Origin of the sequence: Nocardia terrae (assembly GCF_009760405.1) — a bacterium.
GTDB classification, from domain to species: Bacteria; Actinomycetota; Actinomycetes; order Mycobacteriales; family Mycobacteriaceae; genus Nocardia; species Nocardia terrae.
Genome location: NZ_WRPP01000005.1, coordinates 161,189 through 188,029, shown reverse-complemented (window position 1 = coordinate 188,029; position 26,841 = coordinate 161,189). Strand labels below are relative to the sequence as shown.

At 68.8% G+C, this 26,841-nt stretch carries 23 protein-coding genes; 14 read left to right on the top strand and 9 right to left on the bottom strand.

The window, feature by feature from the left end; translation table 11 throughout:
• Nucleotides 1–33 precede the first annotated feature (33 nt).
• The 4 genes from GPX89_RS24905 to GPX89_RS24890 all read left to right on the top strand — a co-directional run bounded on the left by GPX89_RS24905 (nucleotide 34) and on the right by GPX89_RS24890 (nucleotide 11,036).
• Nucleotides 34–6,528, top strand: coding sequence for a polyketide synthase (locus GPX89_RS24905; RefSeq protein WP_328602285.1), 6,495 nt, complete (start codon nucleotides 34–36; stop codon nucleotides 6,526–6,528).
• Nucleotides 6,525–8,582 (top strand): beta-hydroxydecanoyl-ACP dehydratase, encoded by a 2,058-nt coding sequence (locus GPX89_RS24900; RefSeq protein ID WP_157390105.1) that lies wholly within the window; start codon nucleotides 6,525–6,527, stop codon nucleotides 8,580–8,582. The genes GPX89_RS24905 and GPX89_RS24900 overlap by 4 nt, the downstream gene beginning before the upstream one ends.
• The gene (locus tag GPX89_RS24895) at nucleotides 8,579–10,144 is read left to right on the top strand and encodes a PfaD family polyunsaturated fatty acid/polyketide biosynthesis protein (protein ID WP_157390104.1); all 1,566 of its coding nucleotides are present in this window, start codon (nucleotides 8,579–8,581) and stop codon (nucleotides 10,142–10,144) included. Before GPX89_RS24900 ends, GPX89_RS24895 begins: the two co-directional genes overlap by 4 nt.
• 79 nt (nucleotides 10,145–10,223) lie before the next feature.
• Nucleotides 10,224–11,036, top strand: a complete 813-nt coding sequence (locus tag GPX89_RS24890) for an amidohydrolase family protein (RefSeq protein ID WP_157390103.1) — start codon at nucleotides 10,224–10,226, stop codon at nucleotides 11,034–11,036.
• 3 nt (nucleotides 11,037–11,039) lie between these two features.
• On the opposite strand, the gene GPX89_RS24885 is transcribed toward GPX89_RS24890, so the two are convergent.
• Both GPX89_RS24885 and GPX89_RS24880 read right to left on the bottom strand, forming a co-directional pair.
• Entirely contained in the window at nucleotides 11,040–12,446 is a 1,407-nt protein-coding gene (locus GPX89_RS24885) for an MDR family MFS transporter (RefSeq protein WP_157390102.1), read from the bottom strand.
• Entirely contained in the window at nucleotides 12,443–13,105 is a 663-nt protein-coding gene (locus GPX89_RS24880) for a hemerythrin domain-containing protein (protein WP_157390101.1), read from the bottom strand. The genes GPX89_RS24885 and GPX89_RS24880 overlap by 4 nt, the downstream gene beginning before the upstream one ends.
• A 96-nt stretch (nucleotides 13,106–13,201) precedes the next feature.
• On the opposite strand from GPX89_RS24880, the gene GPX89_RS24875 reads away from it, so the two are divergent.
• Nucleotides 13,202–13,813 carry a TetR/AcrR family transcriptional regulator gene (locus GPX89_RS24875; RefSeq protein ID WP_157390100.1) on the top strand — a complete coding sequence of 204 codons (612 nt, stop codon included), beginning with the start codon at nucleotides 13,202–13,204 and terminating at the stop codon, nucleotides 13,811–13,813.
• A 23-nt stretch (nucleotides 13,814–13,836) separates the two neighbouring features.
• Here GPX89_RS24875 and GPX89_RS24870 read toward each other — a convergent pair whose 3' ends face one another.
• Complete coding sequence (locus GPX89_RS24870) at nucleotides 13,837–14,241, bottom strand: SRPBCC family protein (protein ID WP_157390099.1); 405 nt, start codon at nucleotides 14,239–14,241, stop codon at nucleotides 13,837–13,839.
• 68 nt (nucleotides 14,242–14,309) lie between these two features.
• Between GPX89_RS24870 and GPX89_RS24865 the strand changes: the two genes are divergently transcribed.
• Together GPX89_RS24865 and GPX89_RS24860 are read left to right on the top strand one after the other, a co-directional pair.
• A complete protein-coding gene (locus GPX89_RS24865) occupies nucleotides 14,310–15,041 on the top strand; it encodes a class I SAM-dependent methyltransferase (protein WP_328602375.1) in 732 nt (243 codons plus the stop codon).
• Nucleotides 15,042–15,135: 94 nt separating this feature from the next.
• Nucleotides 15,136–15,585 carry a hypothetical protein gene (locus GPX89_RS24860; protein WP_157390098.1) on the top strand — a complete coding sequence of 150 codons (450 nt, stop codon included), beginning with the start codon at nucleotides 15,136–15,138 and terminating at the stop codon, nucleotides 15,583–15,585.
• 50 nt (nucleotides 15,586–15,635) lie between these two features.
• Here GPX89_RS24860 and GPX89_RS24855 read toward each other — a convergent pair whose 3' ends face one another.
• Complete coding sequence (locus GPX89_RS24855) at nucleotides 15,636–16,763, bottom strand: NADH:flavin oxidoreductase (protein ID WP_328602284.1); 1,128 nt, start codon at nucleotides 16,761–16,763, stop codon at nucleotides 15,636–15,638.
• 114 nt (nucleotides 16,764–16,877) lie between these two features.
• On the opposite strand from GPX89_RS24855, the gene GPX89_RS24850 reads away from it, so the two are divergent.
• From GPX89_RS24850 to GPX89_RS24840, 3 genes are all read left to right on the top strand, one after another.
• On the top strand, nucleotides 16,878–17,324 hold the full coding sequence (locus GPX89_RS24850) for a MarR family winged helix-turn-helix transcriptional regulator (RefSeq protein WP_198347578.1): 447 nt from the start codon (nucleotides 16,878–16,880) through the stop codon (nucleotides 17,322–17,324).
• Nucleotides 17,325–17,506: 182 nt separating this feature from the next.
• Nucleotides 17,507–18,085 (top strand): hypothetical protein, encoded by a 579-nt coding sequence (locus tag GPX89_RS24845; protein ID WP_157390097.1) that lies wholly within the window; start codon nucleotides 17,507–17,509, stop codon nucleotides 18,083–18,085.
• 88 nt (nucleotides 18,086–18,173) lie between these two features.
• On the top strand, nucleotides 18,174–19,160 hold the full coding sequence (locus GPX89_RS24840; RefSeq protein ID WP_157390096.1) for an SDR family NAD(P)-dependent oxidoreductase: 987 nt from the start codon (nucleotides 18,174–18,176) through the stop codon (nucleotides 19,158–19,160).
• Here the strand turns inward: GPX89_RS24840 and GPX89_RS24835 are convergent.
• On the bottom strand, nucleotides 19,114–20,046 hold the full coding sequence (locus tag GPX89_RS24835; RefSeq protein ID WP_157390095.1) for a haloalkane dehalogenase: 933 nt from the start codon (nucleotides 20,044–20,046) through the stop codon (nucleotides 19,114–19,116). The two genes, GPX89_RS24840 and GPX89_RS24835, sit on opposite strands and share 47 nt — an antisense overlap.
• A 107-nt stretch (nucleotides 20,047–20,153) precedes the next feature.
• On the opposite strand from GPX89_RS24835, the gene GPX89_RS24830 reads away from it, so the two are divergent.
• Nucleotides 20,154–20,828 (top strand): PAS and ANTAR domain-containing protein, encoded by a 675-nt coding sequence (locus tag GPX89_RS24830; protein ID WP_157390094.1) that lies wholly within the window; start codon nucleotides 20,154–20,156, stop codon nucleotides 20,826–20,828.
• Between the two features lie 456 nt (nucleotides 20,829–21,284).
• On the opposite strand, the gene GPX89_RS24820 is transcribed toward GPX89_RS24830, so the two are convergent.
• The 4 genes from GPX89_RS24820 to GPX89_RS24805 form a co-directional block, all read right to left on the bottom strand.
• The gene (locus GPX89_RS24820) at nucleotides 21,285–21,770 is read right to left on the bottom strand and encodes a hypothetical protein (RefSeq protein WP_157390092.1); all 486 of its coding nucleotides are present in this window, start codon (nucleotides 21,768–21,770) and stop codon (nucleotides 21,285–21,287) included.
• Between the two features lie 32 nt (nucleotides 21,771–21,802).
• Nucleotides 21,803–22,012 carry a hypothetical protein gene (locus GPX89_RS24815; protein WP_157390091.1) on the bottom strand — a complete coding sequence of 70 codons (210 nt, stop codon included), beginning with the start codon at nucleotides 22,010–22,012 and terminating at the stop codon, nucleotides 21,803–21,805.
• 323 nt (nucleotides 22,013–22,335) lie between these two features.
• Nucleotides 22,336–23,022: a hypothetical protein gene (locus GPX89_RS24810; RefSeq protein WP_157390090.1), complete on the bottom strand. Its 687-nt coding sequence runs from the start codon at nucleotides 23,020–23,022 to the stop codon at nucleotides 22,336–22,338.
• Between the two features lie 40 nt (nucleotides 23,023–23,062).
• Nucleotides 23,063–23,986, bottom strand: a complete 924-nt coding sequence (locus tag GPX89_RS24805; RefSeq protein WP_157390089.1) for a PDR/VanB family oxidoreductase — start codon at nucleotides 23,984–23,986, stop codon at nucleotides 23,063–23,065.
• 144 nt (nucleotides 23,987–24,130) lie between these two features.
• On the opposite strand from GPX89_RS24805, the gene GPX89_RS24800 reads away from it, so the two are divergent.
• From GPX89_RS24800 to GPX89_RS24790, 3 genes are all read left to right on the top strand, one after another.
• A complete protein-coding gene (locus GPX89_RS24800; RefSeq protein ID WP_157390088.1) occupies nucleotides 24,131–25,291 on the top strand; it encodes an acyl-CoA dehydrogenase family protein in 1,161 nt (386 codons plus the stop codon).
• A gap of 134 nt (nucleotides 25,292–25,425) precedes the next feature.
• Nucleotides 25,426–25,947: a PaaI family thioesterase gene (locus GPX89_RS24795; RefSeq protein ID WP_157390087.1), complete on the top strand. Its 522-nt coding sequence runs from the start codon at nucleotides 25,426–25,428 to the stop codon at nucleotides 25,945–25,947.
• Entirely contained in the window at nucleotides 25,947–26,840 is an 894-nt protein-coding gene (locus GPX89_RS24790) for an alpha/beta hydrolase family protein (protein ID WP_157390086.1), read from the top strand. Before GPX89_RS24795 ends, GPX89_RS24790 begins: the two co-directional genes overlap by 1 nt.
• Nucleotide 26,841: the final 1 nt, after the last annotated feature.

Below are 26,841 nucleotides of genomic sequence, written 5' to 3'. Positions count from 1 at the left end.
TGCCGCCGTTGTGGACCTTCGAGAGGATTCTTCGTGACGGACGACAGACGCCTGGCACGCGACCCGATTGCCATAGTCGGGATGTCGGGCCTGCTGCCCAGGGCACGCAACCATCGAGAGTACTGGCAGAACATCGTCGACGGCGTGGACTGCACCGAGGAGGTTCCCGCCTCCCGCTGGAACCTGGACGACTACTACGACGGGGATCCGGCGACTCCCGACAAGACCTATTCGCGCCGTGGCGCTTTCCTGCCCGACGTGGACTTCGATCCGCTCGAGTTCGGGCTGCCGCCCAATCAGCTCGAGGTCACCAGCACCATGCAGACGCTCAGCCTCGGTGTGGCGCGCGATCTGCTGGTCGACGCGGGCGCGACCGGGTCGGGCTGGTACGACCCGGCGCGCACCGGCGTGGTGCTGGGAACCACCGGGCCGGTGCCGCTCATGCATCCGCTGGCCATGCGGCTGTCCACGCCGGTGCTGAAGGACGCGGCGCGCTCGGTCGGGCTGTCCGACGGGGACGCCGAGGCCATAGCCGACCGGTTCGCGGCGGCTTTCGCACCGTGGGAAGAGAATTCGTTCCCGGGACTGCTCGCCAATGTGGTGGCCGGGCGGGTCGCCAACCGGCTCGGGCTGGGCGGCATGAACTGCACCGTGGACGCGGCGTGCGCGGCCTCACTGGCGGCGATCCGCACCGCGATCGCGGAGCTGCGTGACGGCCGGGCCGACATGATGATCACCGGCGGTGTGGACACCGAGAACACCATCTTCATCTACATGTGCTTCAGCAAGGTCGGGGCGCTCTCGCACAGCGGGCGGATCAGCCCGTTCGGCGCGGGGGCGGATGGAACACTGCTGGGCGAGGGCATTTCGATGCTGGCGCTGCGCCGGCTCGAGGATGCGCGCCGCGACGGCAATCGGGTGTACGCGGTGATCCGGGGGCTCGGGTCCTCCAGTGACGGGCGGGCCAAGAGCATCTACGCGCCGGTCGCCAAGGGACAGCGGCTGGCCCTGGATCGCGCCTATGCGGACGCGGAGTGCTCGCCGGCCGATGTGGAGCTCATCGAAGCGCACGCCACCGGCACGGCCGTGGGCGACAAGACCGAATTGACGGCGTTGAAAGGGCTGCTGTCCGAGGCGAGTCCGGAGGCGCGGTTCGCGGCGCTTGGGAGCGTGAAGTCCCAGATCGGGCACACCAAGGGAGCGGCGGGCACGGCCAGCGTCATGAAGCTGGCGTTGGCGCTGCACCAGAAGGTGCTGCCGGGGACCATCAACGTGGACACGCCGAACGCCGAGATCGCTGCCGACACAGCGCCTTTCTATGTGAACACCCGGACCCGGCCCTGGATCCTGGATCCCGCGCGGCCGGTGCGGCGGGCGGCCGCCTCGGCGATGGGATTCGGCGGCACCAACTTCCATCTGGTGCTGGAGGAGGCCGACGGTGTGCGTGGCGAGCTGCTGCACCGGACGCCTCGGGCACACGTGTGGCATGCGGCAGATGTCTCGGGGTTGATCGAGGCCGTTCGCGGTGGTGACGGTGGCGACGGCGGAGACGGCGGAGACATTCCCGAGGACCATGCCCGGGTCGGCTTCGTGTCGCTGGACGAGGACGCCGTCGCCGAACTGCGTGAGATGGTCGTGGACGAGCTGACCCGCAATCCCGACGCGTCGCACTGGGATCACCCGGAAGGCGTGTACTACCGGGCCGCCGCACTGCCCGACCGCAAGGTGGGCGCGCTGTTCGCGGGCCAGGGCAGCCAGTACGTGGACATGGGAGCCGCTGCCGCGCTGAACAATCCGCCGGTGGGCGCGGCCTTCGACGCCGCCAACGCGGCCTTCGCCGGCGCCGGAACCCGGCTGGGTACCGTGGTGTTCCCGCCGCCCGCGTTCGACGAGGACACCCGCGCCGAGCAGGAGAACGCGCTGCGCCGCACCGAGTTCGCGCAACCCGCCATCGGGGCGCTGGCCGCCGGACAGTTCGCTGTGCTGCGCGAGTTCGGATTCCGGGCCGAGGGATATCTGGGCCACAGCTTCGGTGAGCTCACGGCGCTGTGGGCGTCGGGTGCTCTCACCACCGAGGACTTCTACAGCCTGGCAAGGGCCCGCGGCGCGGCGATGACCGTGCCCGAGGGCGTCGAGGCGGGCACCATGGTCGCCGTCGGCGCGGCGCGCGAGGAGGTCGAAGCAGCCCTCGACGGTGTCGATGACGTGTGGATCTGCAACCACAACGCCCCCGATCAGGTGGTGGTCGGCGGCGGCACCGCCGGAATCGAGGCCGTCACCGAGCGCTTCACCGAAAACGGTTGGGTGACCAGGCCACTACCGGTCTCCGGCGCCTTCCACACCCCCTACGTGGGTCATGCGGTCGAGGCTTTCGGCGCGGCCGTCGCCCAGGTCACGATCGGCGCACCCGACGCCCGCGTCTACGCCGACACCCGTGGCGCGTCCTACGGCAACGACGCCGAATCCAACCGCGCCACCCTCACCGCCCAACTGAGCAACCCGGTCGAGTTCTACGACGCCCTCACCGCCATGCGCGCCGACGGCTGCACCGTCTTCGTGGAATTCGGCCCCAAACAGGTCCTCACCTCCTTGGCCCGCCGCACTTTCGGCGACGAAATCATCGCCGTCCCCACCGATTCCGGCCCCATCGGCAACGGCGACCTCGCCCTGAAACGAGCTGCCGTCCGACTCGCGGTGCTGGGCTTCGACATCCGCGGCATCAACCGCTACAGCGCACCCGAACCCCCGGCCCCGACCCGCAAACCCGCCATGACCGTGAAGATCTCGGCCCCGGAATACGTCCCGCAATCCCGCCGCTCCGCCTATGCCGCCGCCCTGGCCGCCGACTACCGAGTGAACCTCGCACCTGCTGCGGTGGGAACGGCTATCGCGCCCGGTGCCGCGAAGGTGCCTGCTGTGAGCGGTGTTTCGCTCGATCTGTCGACTCGGTCCGCCGGAAACGGTGGCCGGGTCGGTGTTCCTGTTCAGTCCGGCCGGAATGACCGGCCTTCCATGCCCAGCTCTCTGGAGAATTCTGTGACCGCGGAACCGCAGTACCGCATTCCCTCGCCGGATGCGCTGGACAGCGCGCTGGTGCAGCACTTGAACATTCATCGTCACTACTTGGACGGGCAGCTCGAGCTGGCTCGCGATCTGGCCGGGGCGCTGCGCCACGGGCATGTCGACGAGATGCTGGTGCGGGCCATCGAAGCCGTGAAGGATCACGGCCTCGCGATCAGCGAAAGCCACTCGCGCGCCGGGGATGTCGTGGCGCAGTTGGTGGCCCTCGAGGGCAGGCCGTCACGCCCGGCCCGGGTCTACGTCGAGTCCGAGCCGGTGACTACCCCGAGCGGGGTAGCGTCGGGGAACCCGGCGATCGCCGCACCGGTGGCGCGGGCGGACTCGGGCATTTCGATCGCAGCGCCGGGCGTTCCGGCGGGGAATCTGCCGTTCTCCGGTGGCTCGAACGGATCGGTGACCACGATCGGCCAGCCGGGTAACGGGTTCGTGGCCGAGGAGATCGGGACCGGGGGCGCGATGGGCCTGTCCGGCGAGACCGTGCGGCAGGCGCTGCGCGAGGTGGTGGCGGAGAAGACCGGGTATCCGGTCGAGATGGTCGACACCACGATGGATCTGGAGGCGGATCTGGGGGTGGACTCGATCAAGCGAGTGCAGGTGATCGGGGCGTTGCAGGAGCGGTTCCCGGAGTTGCCGGTGCTCGGGCCCGAGCAGTTGGGGACGTTGCGCACATTGGATCAGGTCGCTGACGAGCTGGTCGGGGCGGGCGAGAACCATGCCGAGGCGGCGGGTTCGAATGCGGCTGCCGCAGTGGTGAATACGGTAGTTCCGGTCTCTGATCCCGAGCCCGCGGTTGAGTTGCCGTCCGTAGGTGGGGGCACGTCGGCGAGCGCGCTGCGGCAGGCGTTGCGTGAGGTGGTGGCGGAGAAGACCGGGTATCCGGTCGAGATGGTGGACCCCACGATGGATCTGGAGGCCGATCTCGGTGTCGACTCGATCAAGCGGGTGCAGGTGATCGGGGCGTTGCAGGAGCGGTTCCCGGAGTTGCCGGTGCTCGGGCCGGAGCAGTTGGGGACATTGCGGACACTCGATCAGATCGTGGGCGAGCTGGCCGGGGGTGATGTCCACCCAAAAGCTGAGGCCGCGGTCGAAACGCCGCGGCATGTGGTGGAACTCGTCGAGCTGCCCGCGGTGGATCCGGCGGTGGATCCCTACCGGGCGGCCGGACAGGCGCTGGTGGTCTGCCTGGATGAATCGGGTGAAACCGATTGCGAGGCATTGGAAGAGCTCTTGCGGGCGCGCAGCTGGTCGGTGCGGCGGGTCAGCGGACCCGATGCGATGACCGGCAGCGGGCCGCTGGATGTCTGTGTGGTGGTCGCGGGTGTGACCACCGAATGGGCACGGGCGCAGGGCATTCTGACCGACGCCATCCTGGTGGCCGGGCAGGTCCTGCCGCAGCTCCGGGCGGCGAGCGGGCGAGCGGGGTTCGTGACCCTCACCCGGCTCGACGGTCACCTCGGCTTCCGCGGCGACGCCGAACCTGTCGCGGCCCTGCTGGGTGGTCTCGGTGGAGCGGTGAAAACCCTTGCCGCCGAACAGCCCACGCTGTTCTGCCGGGCCCTCGACATCGCCCCGGAGGTGCTTCCGCACCGCCTGGCCGACCTGGTCCTCGAGGAACTCTGCGACGCCGCTCTCGACACCCTCGAGATCGGCATCGACAGCGGGGGCACCCGCCGCACCCCGGTCCCGAGCCGTCACGCCCCGGCCCGCACCGTCGACATCGTCCGCGCCGGAACCGATTTCGGTGCCTCTCTGCTGACCGAGGCCGACACTCTCGTGGTGACCGGTGGCGCACGCGGTGTGACCGCGACCTGTGTACTCGAGCTCGCTCGCCACAGCGCCTGCCATTTCGTGCTGCTGGGTCGCACCGAGCTGACCGAGGATCCGGAGTGGGCGGCGGCCGTCGTCGACAGCGACCTCAAACCGACGGCGGTGCGCGCCCTGGCGGGCACCGGCGTCACCCCGCGCGAGATCGACCGGGCCTGCGCGAATGTCCGCGCGGTCCGCGAAATCCGCGCCACCCTGGCCGAACTCGGGGATCGGGCGGAATACCGCGCGGTCGACACGACGGACATCGCGGCACTGACCGCGGCGCTCGCACCGTGGCGCGATGAACCAGACGGCTGGCGGGGCGCGATCACGGGTGTCGTGCACGGCGCGGGTGTGCTGGCGGACACGCTGATTCCGGACAAGACAGCGGAATCGATCGGGCGGGTGCTCGGGCCGAAGCTGGCCGGGCTGGCGGCGGTGCTGGCCGCGGCCGGAAATCCACGGCATCTCATTCTGTTCACCTCGGTGGCGGGACTCTTCGGGAATACCGGGCAGGCGGATTACGCGGCGGCCAATGAGGCGCTGGGACGATTCGCCGTCAGCTGGGGCGCGCGCGATCCCGAACGCCGCGTGACCGCGTTGGACTGGGGTGCCTGGGACGGCGGGATGGTGACTCCCGCACTGCGCGAACACTTCGCGGCGCGAGGGGTGCCGTTGCTGGCACCGGCGGCCGGTGCGGCCGCGTTCACCGCGCAGTTCAGTGCCGCCCGCCGGGAAGAACCGATCCTGTTGGTGGGCGCGGCCACCGCGCTCTCGACCGCTGATGCCCCGGCAGCACCGGTGCGGGCACGCCGTGGGATCACGGAGCTGGTCGAGCATCCGGTGATCGAGGCGCATCGCATCGGCGAGCACATCGTGCTACCGGCCACCTTCGGGCTGGGCGCGATGGCGAACCTGGCCGAGCGGACCCATCCGGGACGGATCGTGGTGGGAGCGAGGAACTTCCAGGTGCTCAAGGGGCTGGTCTTCGATCACCCGGTGACCACCCTGGAGTTCGAGCTCGAACCCGCCGAACCGGTCGACGGGTTCGAAGCGGTGCGCGCCACCGTTCAGGCGGATGCGGCTGTCCGGTTCCGCGCCACGCTACTACTGACCGAAGCGTCGAAATCCGCTGCCGGAGACCAGATCGCGACTCGGTTGCGGGTACCGAACGGGCCCGGCGAGAACGCTGAGCGGATCTACCGCGACGCGATCCAATTCCACGGCCCGGCCCTACAGGGCCTGCGCGCGATTCGCGCCGAGAGCGACGACGCCATCGTCTTCGAATGCGCCCTCACAACGGACCCGATAGCGCAGGGCGCATTCGCCGCCCACCTGCACGACCCGGTGCTCGCCGACCTGATCCTGCAATGCCCGCCGGTCCTCGGCCACCGCCTCCTCGGCACGGCCTGCCTACCCCTGGGCATCGGCCGGGTGGACTACCTCCAGCCGCTCCCGCAGGACGCACCGTTCCTGGTGCTGGTCGACAACCCCAGGGCCACCCGCATGGAAGCCCTGATCGACGCCATGGCCCTGGCCGCCGACGGCACAGTGCTGCAACGTTTCTCGGATGTCACGGTACTCACGACACCCGACCTGACGGACAAGTTCCGAACCTCGGTGAGGCGGTGGACAGCATGACAGTTCTCGACTTCGACGGCATCGCCTTCGACCCTTCCGGCGCGGCGCAGCGCCCGGCCACGGAGGCCGAGCCCGCATCGTCACCACGATCGGACACCGCCGCACCGAGTCCGGAAGCTGCTGCGGCGCAACCGAACCGCTCTGCATATGCGTCGGCGACAGCGGTGAACCCGGACCCGCGCCGGCCGGGCGCGGTGCATCCCGTCGTCGCTGACGCGATCGCCCAGCTCCGCGCGGGCGTGATCGAGGCCCACCGTGCCGCGCTGAGCGCCCAGACCACCCTGCAGCGGGAGGCGTGGCGGCGGGCGGTCGCGGCGGCCGCTCCGTTCACGACCGAGCGGCAAGAGCCCGGGGTGGGAACACCGAGGGGCGCGTCGCCTATCGAAACGGGCACGGGCCCGGCGCTCATGCATGCCCTGGAAGGTGCGTTCAAGCCGCTGGCCCGGCCCCGGGTGGCGCGGCTGGATCGTGGTGAGCTGGAACGGTTGGCGGCCACGGAGATGAGCGGTGTGTTCGGTGGGAACCATCGCCGGGACGGTGTGGAGGTGGCGGCGCGGTTGGCGGCCACCACGCCGCTGGTGCTCACCGAGGTGAGTGCCCTCGAGCTGTACGGCGGTGGCGGGAACGGGCGGGTCGTGGCGCGGTTCGAGGGTGATCCGCGGGCGGCCGCGTTGCAGGTAGGGGAGGTGTTCGCGCTCTATGCCGGGATGCCGTTGTGTTTGTCGGGGAGTGTGCTCACCGGTGGTGTCGGCGAGGCCGGGAGCGAATTCGCTTCAGGGACCGTCGAACTCGTGGTCGATCGGCTCGATCTGGTGCCGCGGCCGTTTCTGCAGGCGACTGCTACCTGTGAGGGCATGGCCGGAACGCTCGCTGTGACGGTCCTGGTCACCGAACCGTCCGGTGCGCGGGTCGGTCCCGGGGAAGCCGTGCCGGGGTTGCTGCTCAACGAGTTCCATATGGCTCATCTGGCGCGCGGCGATCAGGCCATTGCGATGGGTGCGGAGTTCGCGCCGTACACCGGGGTGCGGGCGACGCGGCTGCCGACCGGTGGGCTGTTGCTGGTGGATCGGGTGCTGCGTTTCGACGGTGAGCGCGGGAATCTCGAATCCGCCTCGTACGACACCGAATACGACTCGCCGGCCGACTCCTGGTACTACGGCGACACGGCCAACGACTCCATGCCGCACTTCGTGTACATGGAGACCTCGTTGCAGGCGGCCCTGCTCATGGGCTACTACGCGGGGCCCACGCTGACCCAGCCGGGCGTCACGCTGAGCCTGCGCAATCTGGGCGGCACCGCGACCGTGCTGCGGCAGGTCGACCTGCGGGACCGCACCATCGAGCAGTCCTCGCGACTGCTGTCGACCACGATCCTGCCGGGCTCGTCGCTGCAGACCTTCGACTACACGCTCAGCGTGGACGGCGAGCCGTTCTATCAGGGCGAGACCATGTTCGGCTACTTCAGCGATCAGGCCCTCGGCAATCAGACCGGTCTGGATGCCGGGCGGTATGTGCCGAGCTGGCTCACCGCGCATCCGGAGGCCGCGACCCGGACCATCGACGTGGCCGCGCGCCGCGCCGATCCCGCCGCCCGCGCCTGCTCGCGCGACCGGCTCGCCCTCATCGACCGGGTGGAGGTCGTGGACGAGGGCGGGAATTACGGTGCGGGATATCTGCATTCACTGCGCACCATCGATCCGGGCGACTGGTTCTTCGCCCGGCACTTCCATCTCGACCCGGTGATTCCGGGCTCGCTGGGTGTCGAGTCGGTCATTCACGCCGTGCAGGAGTGGATGCTCGACGCCGGATTCGCCGACGGCATGGCCGATCCGGTGTTCCGGATACCGGTGGGCATCGCCTTCAGCTGGCGTTACCGCGGTCAGTTTCTGCCCACCGACGGCACCGTCGAACTGGAGGCGCACATCAAATCCGTGCGTCGCGACGAGCACGGGACGACCGTGGTCGTGGACGGGTCGCTGTGGAAGCCGGGACTGCGCATCTACGAACTCGTCGACCTCGCCGTCGAACTCGCCGATCGAAAGGCGTCGGAATGACCGCCGTCCGTTCACCCCTGGCCACCGGGAGCGACGAGGTCGCCGCGCTGCTGCTCGACCTGGAACGGCCCTGCTGGATCGTGCGGTCACAGGGCCGGGTGGCGGCGACCTCCGATCCGGCCGTGGCCGCACAGGGCCAGATTCTGTCCGCGGTCTCGCCGCTGCCACCGGAACAGCTGGGCGACAGCGGCTTCCGGGCCGCGCACGGCGTGCGTGCCGCCTACGCGGCCGGTGCCATGGCCAATGGCATCGCCTCACCCGCGCTGGTGGTGGCCATGGCCGAGGCCGGATACCTGGCGAGTTACGGTGCGGCGGGCGTGACACCGGCCGTCGTCGATGCCGCGCTGGCCGAGTTGTCGCGGCGACTGGTCGGAAAGCCGTTCGCCTGCAATCTGATCCACAGTCCGTCGGAGCCCGCGCTGGAGCGGGCCATCGTGGACGCCTGCCTGCGGCACGAAGTGCGCTGTGTGGAGGCGTCGGCGTTCATGGATCTCACCGCCGAGGTGGTGCGATACCGGGCGGCGGGACTCGTCCCGGACCGGTACGGCGGCATCGAGATCCGGAATCGCCTGATCGCCAAGGTGTCCCGGACCGAGGTGGCCGAGCTGTTCCTGCGCCCCGCTCCCGAACGGCTGCTGCGGCAGCTGGTCGCCGACGGGCGCCTGCGCGCGGATCAGGCCGAGCTGGCGGCGCAGGTGCCGATGGCGGACGACATCACCGCCGAGGCCGATTCGGGCGGGCACACCGATCGCCGTCCGTTGACCGTGCTGCTGCCCGGCCTACGGGCCACGCGTGATCGCGTCGCCGGGAGCGTCCCCGCCGCCGCCTCGGTGCGCATCGGGGCGGCGGGCGGTATCGGCACCCCCGACGCGGCGGCCGCGGCGTTCGCCATGGGCGCGGCCTACATCGTCACCGGATCGATCAATCAGTCCGCCCGGGAGGCCGCCCAATGTGAGGCGACCAAGCAGCTGCTGGCGACCGCGGATTTCGCGGACTGCGTGATGGCCCCGTCCTCGGACATGTTCGAAATGGGCGTGCAGGTGCAGGTGCTGCGGCGCGGCACCCTGTTCGCCACCCGCGCCCAGCGACTCTACGAGCTGTATCGAGCCCACGACGGGATCGACGCGCTGCCGGCGCGGGTGCGCGCGGACCTGGAATCCACGCTGTTCCGGCGTCCGCTGGAGGCGGTGTGGGACGACTGCGTCGCATTCTTCACCGAACGCGATCCGGCCCAGCTGGTTTCGGCCGAGCGTGATCCGAAGGCGCGCATGGCGCTCATCTTCCGCTGGTATCTGGGACTGTCGTCGGGGTGGAGCATTCGCGGCGAGGCCGAGCGGGTGGCCGACTACCAGATCTGGTGCGGACCGGCCATGGGCGCGTTCAACACCTGGGTGGCGGGCAGTCACCTGGCCGCGCCCGGCAATCGCTCGGTCGCCGAGATCGCGGACCAGATGATGACCGGCGCGGCCTATCTCACCCGGATCGCGCAGCTGCGTGCCGCTGGGGTGCGATTGCCCGCCGCGGTCGCGAGCTATCGCCCGCGCCCGCCGGAACGCCGATGACCGCCCCCGGATCCTCCATCATGCCGGTGCCCGCCCCGGCATGATGGAAGGCGGCCGCCACGCGAAGGAGCACGCGCACATGACCGTCGACGCCTGGGCACAACACCCCACCGCCCGTTTTCTGGCCCATGACATGTTCGCCTCGCTGCGCCGCTGGAACGGCACCGAGATCCCGACCGACGACATTCCGCTGAAGTCGACGCTCGCCGCCATGGACGCGGCGGGCGTCGACCACGCCCTCATCTCGGCCTGGTGCGCGCCGGAGGGCGTGCTCATCTCCAACGACGAAGTGGCCGAATGGGTCGCGGAGGCGCCCGACCGGCTGTCGGGCATCGCGTCGGTGGACCTGCGCCGCCCCATGGACGCGGTCCGCGAACTGCGCCACCGCGTCGAGGACCAGGGCTTCAAAGCGCTGCGAGTCCTGCCCTGGCTCTGGGAGACCCCGCCTACCGACCGCCGCTTCTACCCGCTCTTCGCCGCCTGCGTGGACCTCGGCATCCCGTTCTGCACCCAAGTCGGCCACACCGGCCCGCTCCGGCCCTCCGAAACCGGTCGGCCCATCCCGTACATCGATCAGGTAGCCCTCGACTTCCCGGAACTGACGATCGTCTGCGGCCACATCGGCTACCCCTGGACCGAGGAGATGATCGCCGTGGCCCGCAAACACCCCAACGTCGTCATCGACACCTCGGCCTACACCACCAAACGCCTTCCCGCCGAGTTGGTCTCGTATCTGAAGACCGGCACCGGCCGCCACAAGGTGCTTTTCGGCACCAACTATCCGATGATCTTTCCTCAGCACGCGCTCGACGGTCTCGAGGAACTGGGCTTGGACGAAGAGACCCGTAACCTGTACCTGGACGCGAACGCCCGGCGGGTCTTCGCGTTGTAGGCGCTAGGGGTCCGCGGGGTGGCGGAGTCGCGGCAGGATCAGTGCCGGTACGACCGCGGCGACCACGAATGCGAGTGCCCACCAATATGTTTGGGTGAACGCGTGGGCATCGGGTGGGCGATGGTCGATATAGCGTTGGAGCAACACCAGCAGTGCCGCGACACCGAACGAGCTGCCGGCGCGGATGCCGACATTGGTAGCGGTTGTGGCCGAGGGGATTTCGGAGTGCCGCAAGGTCCGGTAGCTGGCGCCCATCGCCGCGGGCATGATCATGCCGTGGCCGAGACCGATCACGAACAGCGTTGCCGTGACCGGAATGTCGCTGGTCGCCGATCCGATCTGTGTCAGGCCGAGCATGCCGAGCAACACCACGGGCAGCCCGGACAGGATCAGCAGCCTGGGGGAGTACCTGTCGCTGAGCTTGCCGGTGATGAGCGTGGTCGCCATCGCGCCGAGTCCGAGCGGTGCGACCAGCGTTCCCGAACGCAGCGGGGTGTCGCCGCCGACGGTCTGAAAGTTCAGCGGCAGCAGCGCTGTCAGGCCGGACAGGGTGGCGATGTAGACGAACATCATCGCGTTGACCGCGGCGAAGTTCCGATCTCGCAGCAGCCGGACGTCGACCAGCGCGGCATCGCCGCGCCGGAGTGCGTGCACGACATAGCCGCCGACCAGCGCGAGCCCGGTCAGCACTCCGGCCACGACATGGATGTCGGTCGGGCTGGCGCCGCCGCCCGCCTGCGACGTGCCGTACACCAGCGCGCCCAAACCCGGTGACAGCAGCGCCAATCCGGGAACGTCCAGCCGGGCCGCCCGATCGCGGATCCGGTCGGGCGGCAGGACGCGGATCGCGGCGAGCACCGCGATCGCGCACAGGGGAACGTTGATGTAGAACATCCACCGCCACGACAGGTGGCCCAGGATCAGGCCGCCGACCGTCGGGCCGAGGACCGGGGCGAGCATGGCCGGTACCGCGACCGCGCTCATGACGCGTCCCATCCGGGCGGGTCCGGCGGCGCGGGCGAGCATGGTCTGCCCGATCGGCATGACCATGCCCGCGCCGAAGCCCTGCAACAGCCGGAACACGATCAGCGCGGTGATGTTCCAGGCCAGTCCGCACAGCGCCGATCCGGTGATGAACAGCAGCAGCGCGGCGATCCACATCGTCTTCGGGCCGAATCGCACGATCGCCCAGCCCGACAGCGGGATACTCGCCGACAGCGCCAGGGTGTATCCGGTCAGCACCCACTGGACCGTGGTGAGCGGCGAATGGAACTGGGTGCCAAGGGTGTTCACGGCGACGCTGGTGATCGTGGTGTCGAGGATCGTCATGATCGCGCCCAGCACCACCACGACCACCAGTTTGCGCAGGGCCGGGTCGAGGTCTGCCGATGCCGTCGGAGCCTGCGTCATTCGCCCTGCTCCCCGCCCTCGTCGGGTTGCAGCCAGCCGCGGCGCGCACGGACGTAACGCGGCTTCAGCACGTAGCGGTACAGCGCGCGGATCGGAGCGGGCAGGAAGTCGAGCATCTTGGCCTGGGCCGCGGCGGGCGCGTCGTCGAGCGCCCACGGCAGATACTCGGTCACGGCGCGAAGTCCGTTGCGTTTGCGCATTTCCGCGCCGAAGGCCGCCCACCCGGGGCCGCCGACCGTGCGATCGATGAGCGGCAGCGCCACCTGCTCCTCATGGGTGAAATGCGTGTCGAGGGCCGCGGCCAGCGCGTCGACGTCGGCTCGCAACCGCGGGCCGCCAACGGAATCGGCGATACCCGATTCCACCTTGCCCAGGAGTTCCTCGATGCCTTCGTGTTCGGCCTCCATCTCGTCGAGGACCGCCAGGTCCGCTGGATCGTCGACGGCGGCGCGCACCAGCGGCCACAGGGCGGCGTCCTCGGTGCTGTGATGCCGGTCGAGCTGGCGTCGGAACGTCTCCCATCCGATCGAGACGGAAGGCTCGGCGAGGCGGCCCGCGGCGGCGGCCGCCGAGAGGCGGACCAGGTCGCGCATGCAGGCGTCGTGGGCCAGATACATACCGAAGAAGTCGATGGACGTGGCGGGGCGATGGTCGTTCATGGCCGATGTCCTTTCGCCGCACGGTGTTCCGCGGCGATTGAATTTAGTTAGACTGTATGTATGAATGAATCAGGTTCACCGGGTACTGTCAAGGCCATGAGCCCCCGTCAGTACAACCTGGGAAAGCGCACCGCGCAGATCGAGCAGAGTCGCCGGCAGGTTCTCGATGCCGCCAGGGCGTTGCTGGGCGAGGCCGACAGCTACCACGGTTTCACGCTCGACGCGGTGGCCAAGCGTGCGGACGTGGCGCGCGCCACCGTCTACTACCAGTTCAAGTCGAAAACCGGTCTGCTGGAAGCGGTCTGCGACGATCTCGGGGTGGCGGGCGGCCTGTCCGAACTGGTCAAAGCCTTCACCAACCCCGAACCCCTGCCCGCCCTCACCGAATTCATCGCCTGCTTCGCACGCTTCTGGCAGGCCGACCGGCCCGCCATGCGACGGCTACGCGCCCTCGCGGCCCTCGACACCGACGTCCACGCGGTCATCAGCGCCCGCGACGACCGTCGCCGGGAAGGGTTGGCGGTCTTGGCGGCCCCGTTCGCCAAGGACAACCCGCAGGAGGTCGATCTCGACGAGCAGGTGCGAATCCTGCTGGCCCTCACCAGCTTCGAGACCTTCGACACCATGGCCGGACCCGACGGCGACCTTTTCGACGCCGTTCCGGTCATCGCCGGGATCGCGGCCACCGTGCTGGGCGCGAACGCCTGAGTCCCGGCTGTTCCGCCTGCGGGTCAGTCGGATTCGATCGTCTTCTTGATCACGATCAGAGCCTGATCCATGGTGGCGGCGAAGGGCGCGGCCATGGCCTCGGGGAGGATGTCGCGCGACCACACGAACCGAGTACCGTTGTCGCCGTGGGGAAGTACGTGCATGACCGCGTTGTCGTGCAGCGGGGTCGCGGTACCGCCGATCACCGAGTAGACGAACCGGCGAGCCTCGTGGTCGAGGGTGATGAGCCGTTCGCGAACCACGGTGCCGTGCGCGAAGCTCACCTCCCGCAAGCCCTCACCCAGATCGGTACTGCCGGTCACCAGCCCGGGAGCCATCCGAACCGGTCCCTCGGCGAAGTCGGCGACCAGCGCCCACACCTGCGCCGGTGCGGCGTCGATGAGTATCTCCCGTGAGATCGAAGCCATGCCACTGCCCTCCACTATCGGAATCCGTCACCTGATCCTCGCAGCCCGGACATGAAAAGAGCAGCACCATCGATACTTTCGATCCGACCCCGGCGAACGGCTACGACAGCATCGCCGAGGGCTACACCGCCGAGAACGAGACCAGCCTGCTCAACGCCTACTACGAGCGTCCCGCGATGCTCGATCTCGCGGGAGACGTGACCGGCCGCCGAATTCTCGACGCGGGATGCGGTGCGGGCCCCCTCTTCGCCGCCCTGCGCGATCGAGGCGCCCTCATGACCGGTATCGACGCCAGCCCGGCGATGCTGGAGCTGGCCCGCCGCAGACTGGGCCCCGGCGCGGACCTGCGTGTCGCCGACCTCGCCGAGCCGCTCCCGTTCCCCGACAACGCATTCGACGACGTCACCGCCTCCTTGGTGCTGCACTACCTGCGGGACTGGGCCCCGACGCTGACCGAACTACGACGAGTCCTGACCCCCGGCGGCCGCCTCATCGCCTCGGTCGAACACCCCTTCGCCATCTGGACCGCCCAACGCTCGGCGGGGGAGAAGACCGACTACTTCGAAACCCGTCCCCGCACCGAGGATTGGCTCATGGGCGGCCGAACCGCGCGCCTCACCTTCTGGGACCGCCCCCTGCACGCCATGACCGACGCCTTCACCACCGCGGGCTTCCGGATCACCGTCATCAGCGAACCCCCACCCGCGCCCGCCGCCCGCGACCTCTTCCCCGACGTCTTCCGAGACGTCCTCGGCGCGAGCTTCCTGGGCTTCCTGTTCTTCGTCCTGCAATCGGACTGACGGCTCGCGGCCGACGCAGGCTACGCAAGTTCTGGCCTGCGCCTTCGCAAGTCACCGCAAGAGCAGCGGGTCCTCCGGTGAAAGCATTCCTCGAATGACACCTGCGAGGATGTACGAATACGTGAGCGCGGAGTGGATCGAGGCCGTCGGGGCGATCATCGGGGATCTGCTGCGGGACGTCGATCTCGGGTCGCTCGACTACTGCATCTGCGAAGACTTGACGAATCCTCCGTTCGGCCGGGCCAATACGCCCGGCGGAACACTCAGTTGGTTCATCCGGATAAGCGCGAGCAAGGTCGAGGTTCGCGGCGGCACTCTCGGCGATGCCGATATCCGAATCGTCGCCGACTATGCGACTCACCACGAGCTGTCCCGCCGCGTGTGGGCAGGCAACCCCGAGGTCGCCGCCGCCGCCCGACAGCATCGGCAACGCGCGACGGCCAGCGGTGAACTTCGCATCGACGGCGACCTCACGGCGGCACCGCCCGCCGTCCTGGAATTGATCGCCCAACTCCACGACCCGGTCGCCGCCATCACAGCGTGAGGGCGGCGACCTCGCGTATCACCTTGTGCAGCAGCCGGATTCGGTTACCGCTAGCTCAGGGTCTTCAGTGCCGCCGCGTCGTAGGGCTTCAGCTCGTCGACGCGGCCCGCGAGGACCTTGGCCGCCCATTCCGGGTCCTGCAGCAGCGCGCGGCCGACGGCGACCATGTCGAATTCATCGCGCTCGAGGCGGTCGAGGAGGTTGTCGAGGCTGCCCAGGGGTGCGCCCTGGCCGGTGAAGGCGCGCAGGAAGTCGCCGTCCAGGCCGACCGAGCCGACACTGATCGTGGTCTTGCCGGTGAGCTTCTTGGTCCAGCCGGCCAGGTTCAGGTCCGAGTCCTCGAACTCGGGCAGCCAGTAGCGGCGGGTGGAGGCGTGGAAGGCGTCCACACCGGCGGCCGCGAGCGGGGACAGGATGGCTTCGAGCTCCTGCGGGGTCTCGGCGAGGCGGGCGTCGTAAGCCTCCTGCTTCCACTGGGAGTAGCGGAAGATCACCGGGAACTCGGGGGAGACGACCTCCCGGACCGCCGCCACGATCTCGGCCGCGAACTTCGTGCGCGCCACGGAATCGCCTCCGTAGGAATCGGTTCGGCGGTTCGTGCGCTCCCAGAGGAACTGATCGAGGAGGTAGCCGTGCGCGCCGTGCAGTTCGATGCCGTCGAAGCCGATGCGCTCGGCGGCCGCGGCGGCCTCGGCGAACGCGCCGATGACGTCGTCGAGGTCGGCCTGGGTCATCGCCTTGCCGGTGCCCTCGGTGCCGTCGACGCGAATGCCGGAGGGGCCCACCGCGGGAGCCTCGGCCACGGGCGGCTCGCCGTGATTGCGGACCATGCCGATGTGCCACAGCTGCGGCACGATCGTGCCGCCCGCGGCGTGCACGTCGGCGACGACCTTGGCCCAGCCCGCCAGCTGCTCCTCGCCGTGGAACCGCGGCACCCGGTCGCTCTGCCCGGCCGACTCGTGGCCGACATAGGTGCCCTCGGTGATGATCAGGCCGACGCCCGCGGCGGCCCGGCGCGCGTAGTAGGACCGCACATCGTCTCCGGGAATGCCGCCGGGGGAGAACATGCGGGTCATCGGCGCCATCGCGATGCGGTTCGGGACGGTGAGCCCGTTCAGCGTGATGGGGCGTGACAGCAGTCGGGCCGCGCGGTCGGTGTCGGAAACAGTGGCGGTCACGGGATGCTCCTCAGGGTACTTGCCAATCTGGATGGTTGAGAACTTCAAGCAATGTGGCCCGACGCTATCCCCACATACTTGAGGTAGTCAAGTATCTGTGGATAGGCTGTTCATATGACCGCAGCTCCCCGCGTCGACACCGCCCAGCTCATGGAGTTGCTCTCGCTCTCGCTCGGTGTGTACTACGGGGATTTCACCGCCGCGGCCGCGAGTGAGAACCTCACCGCGATCCAGGGCAAGACGCTGACCGTGCTGCGCAGGGGCCCGATCGCGATGCGCGCGCTGGCCGAGATCATGGCCTGCGACGCCTCCAATGTCACCGGCATCATCGACCGGCTGGAGAAGCGCGGCCTGGTCCGCCGCGAGCCCAGCGCCTCCGACCGCCGTGTCACCAACCTCGTCATCACGCCCGAGGGTGAACAGCTCAGCGATGCGATCCGCGCGAAGATGCACACCACCCGGGATGGCCTGAACAGGCTGAGTGCCGAGGACCAGGCCCACCTGTCGACTCTGCTGAAACGCGCCTTCCTCTCCTGCCCGCCGCCCCCGAACGACCCGTAGCCCCAACTCATCTCGCGTACTGGCTTCCGGGATGGGATGCGATGTCCGTAATCGCCGCATTGCGAGACTTGCGGAGTTCGTGAGCATGTCAGCGGTTCGGGGTACCGCCGCAATAGGGTCTGGTGGAGGTCCACTCGGGCCCTCGGGGGGCTCGTTCCTACTCGTTGCGGATTGGTGGAACTGTGAACTTTGAGACGGTCTGCGAGGTCGATGTCGACTGCGGTTCGGATGAGCGGCCGAGACCGGAGATCGACACGGCGCAGGTGCGAACGATGCTGGACGCCTGGGGCATCGAGGTTCACGAACTCGCCGCCGGCACGAATTCGCTCGTCGAACGAGCCCAGCTGCTGGCCGCCGCGCACGCGGTGCTCGGCCACGCCTTGAGAGCCACGATCGTCGAAGCCCCACTGGGCCATTGCGTGCAGACCTGGTGCGCGGCGAGCGCTGCCGCCGAAGCCGCGCTCATGCGCACCGACACGACGGTCTCCGAGCAAACGCAATTCGAGGTCAACTGGGTGCGCGAACGCATCGCCATGCTCGCCACTCACCCCGGCCCCACCCCCAAACCGGCACTGCTGGCGGCCGCCTCACTGGCCACCGAGGCGGTCAGCACGCTGCTCGCCCTCGAAAGAGGACCCGTCGGCGAAGGAGCACTGTCCGGCTGGCCCTCCGCGATCAGCAACCTGTCGCTGGCCTTCCATCTGGTCAACGACGAACACAGCGACCTCACTCAACCGAATCGAACTTCCTTCGATTGGTGACCGGAAGCGCCTGCGGGAGGGACGCATCGACCTGGCGAGACAGCTCCGTGTGAGGGCGGTGCAAGAGGCTGGGACGAGGGTTGACGCCATGACATGGCAGGGCGGCCGGCGTGCCGATGAGAAGACCTTTCTGGTGACCGGGGCCAACGCGGGTATCGGGTATTTCGCCGCCGAGCAGCTTGCGGCCAGCGGCGCGACGGTGGTGCTGGGCTGCCGGAACACCGCCAGGGCCGAGCTGGCGGCGCAGCTGATTCGGTCGCGTGTCGAGGGCGCCCGGGTACGTTGGGCGCGTCTGGACGTGGCGGATCTGTCCGCGCTGCCCGCAGCGGTCGACGGCCTCGGTGTCGACAGACTGGACGCGGTCGTGCTCAATGCCGGGGTGCTGCTGTCGGAGCCGCAACGCCGGACGAGTCCGCAGGGGCACGAACTGATGTTCACGACAAACCATCTCGGACATTTCGCGCTGGTCGCTCACCTGGAGCCGATGCTGACCGCTACCGCCGGTAGCAGGGTCGTCACCGTGGGCAGCTTCGCGGCACGGTCGGAACGGCTCGATCTCGCGGATCTGCAGTCCGGCCAGGACTATCGGCCCAAACGCGCCTACGGGCGATCGAAACTCGCACAGATGCTGTTCGGTTTCGAACTGGACCGCCGTCTGCGTGCCCGTGCCGCCGACATCTGCAGCATCGTCGTCCATCCGGGCGGCGCCTTGGACGCGCTGACCCCGTCACGGCCGCCGCTGTTCGCCCGCACCACCGCCCAACGCCTGTACGGACTGCCCGCGAACGCGGTGCTGCACGGCAAACACGCGGGCGCCCGCACGATCGTCCGCGCGGTACTGGACCCCGAGATCGCAGGCGGGAAACTGTGGGGGCCAAGGGTTTTCGGGCTCCGCGGGCAACCGCATCAAGAGAACCCCCTCCCGCACATGACCGACATCGACACCGCCGCGGGGCTGTGGACCGCCAGCTCGTCCCTCACCGGCGTCGATCCTCTGGCCCACCCTGGATCCACTGTGCGGCAGTCGCCTACCTGCTCGGCCGGGCGGAGTGCGCGGCGGCCGGTTCGCGGGTGAGCCGGCCGGCGCGGATCTCGGCGACGAAGCGGGCGGTCGCGTCTCCGATCAGGTCGGGGGCGTCCTCGGGGAGGAAGTGGGAGCCGGGCACGGTGACGGTTTGCTGGTTGGGCCAGGCGCGGCAGAACTCGCGCTGAGCGCCGATGAGGAAACCGGCGGGTTCGGCGTCGATGAACAACTTGGGAATGTCGCTGGCGGACAGCCATTGCGCGTAGTCCGCGACGACTTCCACGACGTCGGCGGGCTCTCCGGCGATCGGCAGGTCCCGGGTCCAGGCCAGCATCGGCAGCCGGGACGGGCCGGGATTGCGGTAGTGCCGCCGGTAGATCTCCATGATCTCGGGGGCGATATTGCGCAGGGGCAGTAGGTATTCGATGAACAGGTTCTGGCGCAGGATCAGGTCCTCGCCCTCGGATCCTCGCTGCCCCTGGAAGAATGCCCGGGTCGCGGCGGGCCATTCGTCCCAGGAGTGGAACGGGCGCACGATCGACTCCATGTACACGATGGCCTTCACCCGCTCGGGATGCCTTCGCGCCCAGGAGAATCCGAGCGCCGAACCCCAGTCGTGCACGACCAGGATCACTTCGCGGTCGATGCCGAGCGCCTCGAACCAGGCGTCGAGATACCGCTGCTGATCGAAGAATCGGTAGTTGCCGTCCGGCGCCGCGCCCGAGTTGCCCATGCCGACGTAATCCGGCGCCAGGCAACGCCCGAACGGCAGCAGGTACGGAATGATATTGCGCCACAGGTACGACGGCGTCGGGTTGCCGTGCAGGAAGACGATCGGATCGCCGTTCCCCGCGTCCACATACGCCATATAACTATCCAGCACGGGCACGTACTTGCGATAGGAGATGTCTTCGGTGGAGATCTCCGGTGCGGACATGTCTCGCTCCTTCCGACGGACTCCCTCCCAGTAAACCTCCGTTCATCGGACGAATCCCGCTCGCCGATATAGAGGGCGAAAACCCGCGCTCGGTCCATACTCGAGTGATGACATCTCCCGCCGGGGTCCCGGCGTCAACCCATTCCACCGCGCCGTCGGAACCGCAGCAGCCCGCGGCGGGCAGCTTCCGCTTCTGGTTCGCCACCCAGCGGTGGGAATGGTCGCCGGAGGTCTACCGCATGCACGGCTATGCCCCCGGCGAAATCGAACCCACCACCGAATTACTGCTGGCCCACAAACATCCCGACGACCGTGAGCACGTCGCCGAAGCCATCGCCCGCTCCATCGATCAGGGCCAGCCCTTCTCGAGCCGGCACCGCTTCATCGACACCCACGGCATCGAACACACCGTGATGGTCGTGGCCGACCGCATCCTCGACGACGCGGCCCGCCCGGTCGGCACCACCGGGTTCTACGTCGACCTGTCCGACACCCTCGCCGCCGCCGAACGCGACGCCCTCAACCAGCGCCTGCCCGAGCTGATCGAATCCCGCTCGGTCATCGAACAAGCCAAGGGCGTGCTCATGCGCATGTACGGCATCAGCGCCGAGCAAGCGTTCAAGGTCCTCACCTGGCGCTCCCAGGAAACCAACACCAAACTGCGCGCCCTGGCCGAACAACTGATCGCCGAACTACCCACCGTCCCCGCCGCGCCCCCCGACACCGTGGCCGCCTTCGACCACGTCCTGCTCACCCTCCACGAACGCATCCCGAACCGCTGACCACCGGCACATCGCCCAGCACCCGCACCAGCCGCTGCCGGTCGAGCCTGTCCTGCGCCGCCCGTCGGGCCGCCGCCGACCGCTCTCGAGCATGACGCGCATACTCAGCCGCCGAGTCGCAGACCAGCCGAGTGCGAGCCGCCACGGCTTTCCACTGCTCAGCCGCTACGCGGGCGTCGGCCACAAAGTCGGCATCGTGGTCCGTCGCTCGGCCAGTGCGTTCCATATCCATTGACGAAACCTCCGGATTGCCGCTGCTGGATGCCTATCAATCGCGAAAGTGCCCGGTTTCGGGCAGTTTCCGACGTCAGTTCGAATGATGTTCCAGCAGTCCGAATTTCGGATCTCGATCGAAGCATTCAGCGCTGACGCTGATAGGTCTGGACCCGGGCTGTGAGTATCAACCCGTCCTGTCGGAATTCCCGTTGCACGCGAACCCAAACAAGCACCTGCTGCTCATCGGAGTGTGACGCCGATGAGCACGGTAGTTGCTGTGGCGGAACCCGCGATGAGTACCTTGTTGCCCGCATCGCCGCTGAGGGCCAGGTGCTGCTGGGCTGCGCAGTCGATTCGATCGGCCAGCCCGAGAGCATATTTGGCGGCGAGACCTTCACAGGTGATCGGGTAGGCGGGAGGTTGATCGAAAATCTCGACTGGGCTCGGAAGAAACAGCGAGGGGTACCTATCGAATTCCGATGCCGGACCAGCGAAGGCCCCTTCGAGGGAGCAGGTGTTCAATTTCGGTCCGGTTTGGCAGGTCGACTGCGTACGAATCATATGCCAATTTTCGGGAATATGAATATTCAGCTGCCGGGCCAATTCATCCTTGGCCTCTGCCTCGGAGGGCTGACCATACTGAAATGCGATAGGGAACGAGTTCGCGAATTCTTTGGCTCCATGCACGATCCGGAGTGGACTATCTTGCCGTGCAATCGATTCCATCGGCCTCCTCCTCGCCTCCCGCCGACCGCGGATCAGCGGGTGGCGTCGGGGACCCACATGAGCCCGGTGGCACCGGTGTTGACGCAGATGACCGGTTGCCCGGTGTTGACGTCCCAGGTCTGATGCATCTCCTCGCTGTGGGGACACCAGGTGTGCGCTACCGGTACCGCCGACGCGGACGCCGGCCCCGCGAACCCGATGAGCGCGACCGCGAGTGCGCCGCCGATCGTCACTGTGGTCATGAGTGCTTTCACTGTGCCTCCCCTTCGTCGGTAACAAGGTCATTCTGCGCAGACGCTATTAACGAAACCTTGGGGTCGGCTTGTACCGGGGCCGACCCGCTGGACCAAGACGCTCGCCCGGCTGGCGCGGGCTGAGACTCCGCAATGGTCCGACTACCGTGTGGAGTGCGAAAATGCCGTCTGCTGATGTCAGCTGCTGGTGCTGCTCCCGGCGGCCCGTGAATACGTTGCTGATCGATGTTTTGGGAACGGCGAAGACCCGTCCGGATCGGGGATCCGGACGGGTCGTGTCCCCCGGGCGTGCTCGCCGGGTTCGGGGCCGCCTACTTGGCGGGGGTGAAGGGGGTGTTGATGGTGGTGAAGTATTGGATGGCGGCGGCTATGGCTACCGGGGCGGTGACGAAGAGTTGGCCGGCGAGGGTGCCGAGGAAGCCGACGGTGGAGGCGCCGATGAGGCAGCCGGCGAGGGGGCCTACGCCGAACATGGTGGCGAGGGGGGCGGTGGCGGCGGCGAGGGCGACGCCGCCGACCGCGCAGCCGAGGGCCGCGCCGCCGAGGCCGCCGACGACGGTGCCGACGGTGGCGCCGAGGGAGATGGTGTCGCGCATGCGGCCCCAGGCGGCCTGTTCGCGGTCGTACTGGGTCTTCCAGGGGGCCTGATCCTCGTAGGGGAGGGCCACGGGCTGGTAAACGGCGTGGGCCTCGTCGAACTGCGGGGTCAGGGTGGCGGTGCGGTCGGTGATGTCGGCCGCGATGGGGAAGACGAAATCGTCTACGCGGAAGGACAATTCGGTCCCGGCCAGCACGGTGCCGTCGGCGGCCTTGATCTTGAAGACGCCGTTCTCGACGGTCATCGAACCTGCGTCGGTCCGGATGACCGTGTTCTGGGTGGTGCTGGTCGCGGTGTAGTTCAGGGGGGCGGGGGTGTCGGCCCCGGCCGTGCCGGTGGCGCCTGCGCCGATGCACAGTCCGGCCGCGAGCAGCGCGGACGCCGCAGCAGTATTCCTCATCTGTTTCTCTCTGCGTGTGTTTTCTTGGTGCTTCCCGCGCTCACAGATCGAGCACGAGAACATCGGAGAGCGCCCGGGAGACGCAGGGCATCAGGGTCCTGCCGTGGGCGCGTTCGTCGGCGGTGAGCACCGAATCACGGTGCTGCACTTCGCCTTCGAGGAAGGTGGTCTCGCAGCTGCCGCAGGTGCCCTCACGGCAGGAGGTCACGATCGCGACGCCCGCGCCTTCGAGGACGTCGACGATCGACCGGTCCGCCGCGACCGCCAGCACCTGACCACTGTGCGCGAGCCGGACCGAGAAGGCGCGATCGACGACATTGTCGACGCGCCGGGGTGTGAACCGCTCGGTGTGCACCGCCAGGCCCCGGCGCGCGCCTTCGGTCTCGACGGCGTCGAGCAGGGGCGCGGGGCCGCAGCAGTACACGGCGGCGGTGGTATCGGCGAGCAGGTCGGCGAGGGGGAGTAGCCCGGATTCGTTCTGCGGCACCAGATTCACGTGCTCGTAGCGCGAGAGCTCGTCGGTGAACGCCAGATGCGCACGGGTGCGCGCACCGTAGTGCAGGCTCCAGCGCGCCCCGGCCCGCACGGCCGCGGTGACCATGGGCAGGATCGGGGTGATCCCGATCCCGCCCGCCAGGAACAGATACTCGCCGCTGGGTTCCAGTTCGAAGTTGTTGCGCGGCACGGATACCCGCAGCGACGTGCCGACTTCCGCGGTGCGGTACAGGTGCTCGGACCCGCCGCGCCCCGCCGTCTCGCGCAGAATGGCGATGCGCCAACGGTTCTCGTCGGCGGGATCCCCGCACAGCGAGTACTGTCGTACCCCGACGGCGCCCGCGTGCACGTCGATGTGCGCGCCCGGGGTCCACCGCGGCAGCGTGCCGCCGGTCGCGGCCAGTTCGAGGGCGAACACGCCCTCGGCCACGTCCCGCCGGTCGCTCACCCGGACCGTCAGCTCGCTCATCGCATCCCCTCGTGGAGTCGGTGTCGTGGCCAACCCTGGTCGAGCCGGGACGAAGATCGCGTGGCGGTTGCCCGAGTCGATTCGACCGATAGGCATTGACGATCGCCCCGCCGACGGGCCCGGCCCCCGGCCGAGACTGGCCCCATGAGCGCTGTGGCGGAACTGGTCGAACGGACCAGAGCATTCGTGACCGAGCATGTGTACCCGGTGGAGCGCGAGGTGGTGGCCGGCGGCCGCGTCACCGATGACGCGCTGCGCCTGGATCTGCAGAAGAAGGCCAAGGAGGCCGGTGTCTTCGGCCCGCTGTCGGATCCGCGCTACGGCGGTCTGGGGCTGGACACCCGCGGTCAGGCGCAGGTGCTCGAGGCCGCGGGCGCGAGCCTGCTCGGCCCGCTCGCGGTCAACGCGTGGGCCCCGGACGACGGCAATATCCACCTGCTGGCCCACGTGGCGAATTCCGAACAGCAGGAACGCTATCTGGCCCCGCTGGCCTCGGGCGAGGTCCGTTCGGCCATCGCGCTCACCGAACCGGCCCCGGGCGCGGGCTCGGATCCGCGCATGCTGCGCACCAATGCCCAGGAGACCGATGACGGCTGGGTCATCAACGGCGCCAAGCACTTCACCACCGGCGCGAACGGCGCGGCCTTCACCATCTGCGTGGCCATGACTTCGGACGGCCCGACCATGTTCCTGGTCGATCAGGACAATCCGGGCCTGCGGGTGGGTCGCCGCATGCCGACCCTGGACCACACGAGCGCGCCCGGCGGCCACTGCGAAGTCGAATTCATCGACTGCGAGGTGCCCGATTCCGCCGTGCTCGGTGAGGTCGGGCGCGGCTTGGAGCTGGCGCAGGTCAGGCTCGCTCCCTCGCGGCTGGTGTTCTGCATGAACTGGCTGGGGCTGGCCGTGCGCGCGCAGCAGCTGACCGTCGAACACATCACGGGCCGTTCGGCTTTCGGCGTGCCGATCGCCGAGCACGGCATCGCCCAGGGCCTGGTCGCCGACAACGAGATCGATATCGCCGCCGCCCGCGCCCTGGTGCGCTCGGTCGCCGAGACCGTGGACGTCCACGGTCCGGCCTCCCCGCAGGCCCGCCACGAGACCTCGGTCGCGAAAACCTTCGTCTCCGAGGCGGTGTGGCGGGTGCTGGACCGCGCCGTGCAGCTGCACGGCGGCCTCGGTGTGTGCGAGGACCATCTGGTGGCCCGATTCCTGGTGGAGGCCAGGGCCTTCCGGATCTACGAGGGTCCGTCCGAAGTGCTGCGCTGGTCGATCGCCCGCCGCGTGCTGCGCGGCCCGCGCTGAGCGCCGGGACCAGCGGTGAGCAGGCGACCCCACCGCGATCCGAGGATCGCGCCGACGACTACGGGCCGCCTCGGTGGCGGACCGACACCTCACGCGCCCCGAACCGCCCATCGAATTCTGAAGGAAACCTCGAGATGACGAGAACTCTGGCCGGATTCGCGGCCGCCTACCCTGAATTGGATTACGCCGCTGTTGATTACGAATACCTGCGGGTCGTCTCGCAGGAGTTGGTGCCGTTCGGCCGTCACGTCGGAACGCTCGTCACCGAGATCGGTCGCGACCGTGCGGTGGTGGAGATTCCGGCGGTCGGGGAGGTGCGCAATCACATGGGCACCGTGCACGCGGGCGCGCTGTTCACCGCCGCCGACATCGCCGGTGCCTGCGCCTTCGTGGGCGCGGCCGCCGAACGGCTGTACACGGTCGAGCGGCTGGTGCTGCGTGGCGGCACCGCCTCGTATCGCAAACCGGCGCAGGGGCGTATCCGCACCCTGGCGACCGTTGATCAGCTCGAACTGGCCCCCATCCTGGCCACGGTCGAGTCCGGTCGATTCGAACTCTCGGGCAAGGCTTCGCTGCTCGACGACAACGACGTGGTGGTCGCCAAGTTCACCTTCGACTACGTGTGCGATGTGACCATCGCCGGAACCGAGGCGTGATGACCACCGCTACCCCCGAATCACGTTCGGAATTCAGCACTCTGGAGTCCACCAAGGTCGAGACCGCCGAGGGTGTGTCGTTCACCGTGCGGTTCCTGGCCGCCGAGCGGTCCGACGCCCCCGTCGTGCTGATCCTGCCCGCTATGGCGATGAAGGCGCGCAACTACTTCGCCCTCGCCAAAGCTCTGCACGTCCAGGGTCTTTCGGTGGCCACCTGCGATCTGCGCGCCCACGGCGAGGCCACACCCGCCCTGGGCGAGCACACCGACTTCGGCTACCGCGAGATGATCGAAACCGATCTCCCCGCCCTGGTGGCCGCCGTCGAGCAGCGCTTCCCCGGCGCGCCGATCCACCTGTTCGGTCACAGCCTGGGCGGCCAACTGGCCCTGCTGTTCTCGGCCGCCGAACCCGGCCGCATCGCGGGTGTCACCGTCATCGGCACCGGCACGGTGTTCTGGTGGGCGTTCGGTCCGCGCCGCTGGTGGGAGGCGCTGAGCCAGATCCAGTGGATCGGCCTGGTGTCGCGGCTGCGCGGGCACTGGCCCGGCGGCGTGCTGATCCCGGCCCCCATGCCCGGCGGTGTCATGATCGACTGGTCGGTGCACTCGCTGACCAGCTATTACCGCCCCAGCGGCACCAAGCGCCGCTACAACTCGCTGCTGGCCGCCATGGCGCTGCCGGTGCTGGTCATCTCGCTGGACGAGGACGTGCTCGGCCCGAAATCCAATGTGGACTTCCTGGTTTCGCGCATGCCTGCCGCGGCGGTGACGCGCTGGCACATCGACGAGAACTCGGCCGTCGTCCATCGCGACCACTTCCTGTGGGTCAAGGACGCGCCCGCCATCGCCGCCGGCGTGGCGAATTGGATCACCGCCGGCACCGCGCCGGCCTGAA

Excerpts from the sequence above, each read along its gene's own strand:
- GPX89_RS24880 (WP_157390101.1), bottom strand. The coding sequence starts at position 13,105 with ATGAACGACCATCGCCCCGCCACGTCCATCGACTTCTTCGGTATGTAT.
- GPX89_RS24815 (WP_157390091.1), bottom strand. The coding sequence starts at position 22,012 with ATGACCACAGTGACGATCGGCGGCGCACTCGCGGTCGCGCTCATCGGG.
- GPX89_RS24800 (WP_157390088.1), top strand. The coding sequence starts at position 24,131 with ATGAGCGCTGTGGCGGAACTGGTCGAACGGACCAGAGCATTCGTGACC.
- GPX89_RS24830 (WP_157390094.1), top strand. The coding sequence starts at position 20,154 with ATGACATCTCCCGCCGGGGTCCCGGCGTCAACCCATTCCACCGCGCCG.
- GPX89_RS24805 (WP_157390089.1), bottom strand. The coding sequence starts at position 23,986 with ATGAGCGAGCTGACGGTCCGGGTGAGCGACCGGCGGGACGTGGCCGAG.
- GPX89_RS24790 (WP_157390086.1), top strand. The coding sequence starts at position 25,947 with ATGACCACCGCTACCCCCGAATCACGTTCGGAATTCAGCACTCTGGAG.
- GPX89_RS24840 (WP_157390096.1), top strand. The coding sequence starts at position 18,174 with ATGACATGGCAGGGCGGCCGGCGTGCCGATGAGAAGACCTTTCTGGTG.
- GPX89_RS24860 (WP_157390098.1), top strand. The coding sequence starts at position 15,136 with ATGACACCTGCGAGGATGTACGAATACGTGAGCGCGGAGTGGATCGAG.
- GPX89_RS24900 (WP_157390105.1), top strand. The coding sequence starts at position 6,525 with ATGACAGTTCTCGACTTCGACGGCATCGCCTTCGACCCTTCCGGCGCG.
- GPX89_RS24885 (WP_157390102.1), bottom strand. The coding sequence starts at position 12,446 with ATGACGCAGGCTCCGACGGCATCGGCAGACCTCGACCCGGCCCTGCGC.
- GPX89_RS24890 (WP_157390103.1), top strand. The coding sequence starts at position 10,224 with ATGACCGTCGACGCCTGGGCACAACACCCCACCGCCCGTTTTCTGGCC.
- GPX89_RS24835 (WP_157390095.1), bottom strand. The coding sequence starts at position 20,046 with ATGTCCGCACCGGAGATCTCCACCGAAGACATCTCCTATCGCAAGTAC.
- GPX89_RS24895 (WP_157390104.1), top strand. The coding sequence starts at position 8,579 with ATGACCGCCGTCCGTTCACCCCTGGCCACCGGGAGCGACGAGGTCGCC.
- GPX89_RS24820 (WP_157390092.1), bottom strand. The coding sequence starts at position 21,770 with ATGGAATCGATTGCACGGCAAGATAGTCCACTCCGGATCGTGCATGGA.
- GPX89_RS24870 (WP_157390099.1), bottom strand. The coding sequence starts at position 14,241 with ATGGCTTCGATCTCACGGGAGATACTCATCGACGCCGCACCGGCGCAG.
- GPX89_RS24795 (WP_157390087.1), top strand. The coding sequence starts at position 25,426 with ATGACGAGAACTCTGGCCGGATTCGCGGCCGCCTACCCTGAATTGGAT.
- GPX89_RS24850 (WP_198347578.1), top strand. The coding sequence starts at position 16,878 with ATGACCGCAGCTCCCCGCGTCGACACCGCCCAGCTCATGGAGTTGCTC.
- GPX89_RS24875 (WP_157390100.1), top strand. The coding sequence starts at position 13,202 with ATGAGCCCCCGTCAGTACAACCTGGGAAAGCGCACCGCGCAGATCGAG.
- GPX89_RS24810 (WP_157390090.1), bottom strand. The coding sequence starts at position 23,022 with ATGAGGAATACTGCTGCGGCGTCCGCGCTGCTCGCGGCCGGACTGTGC.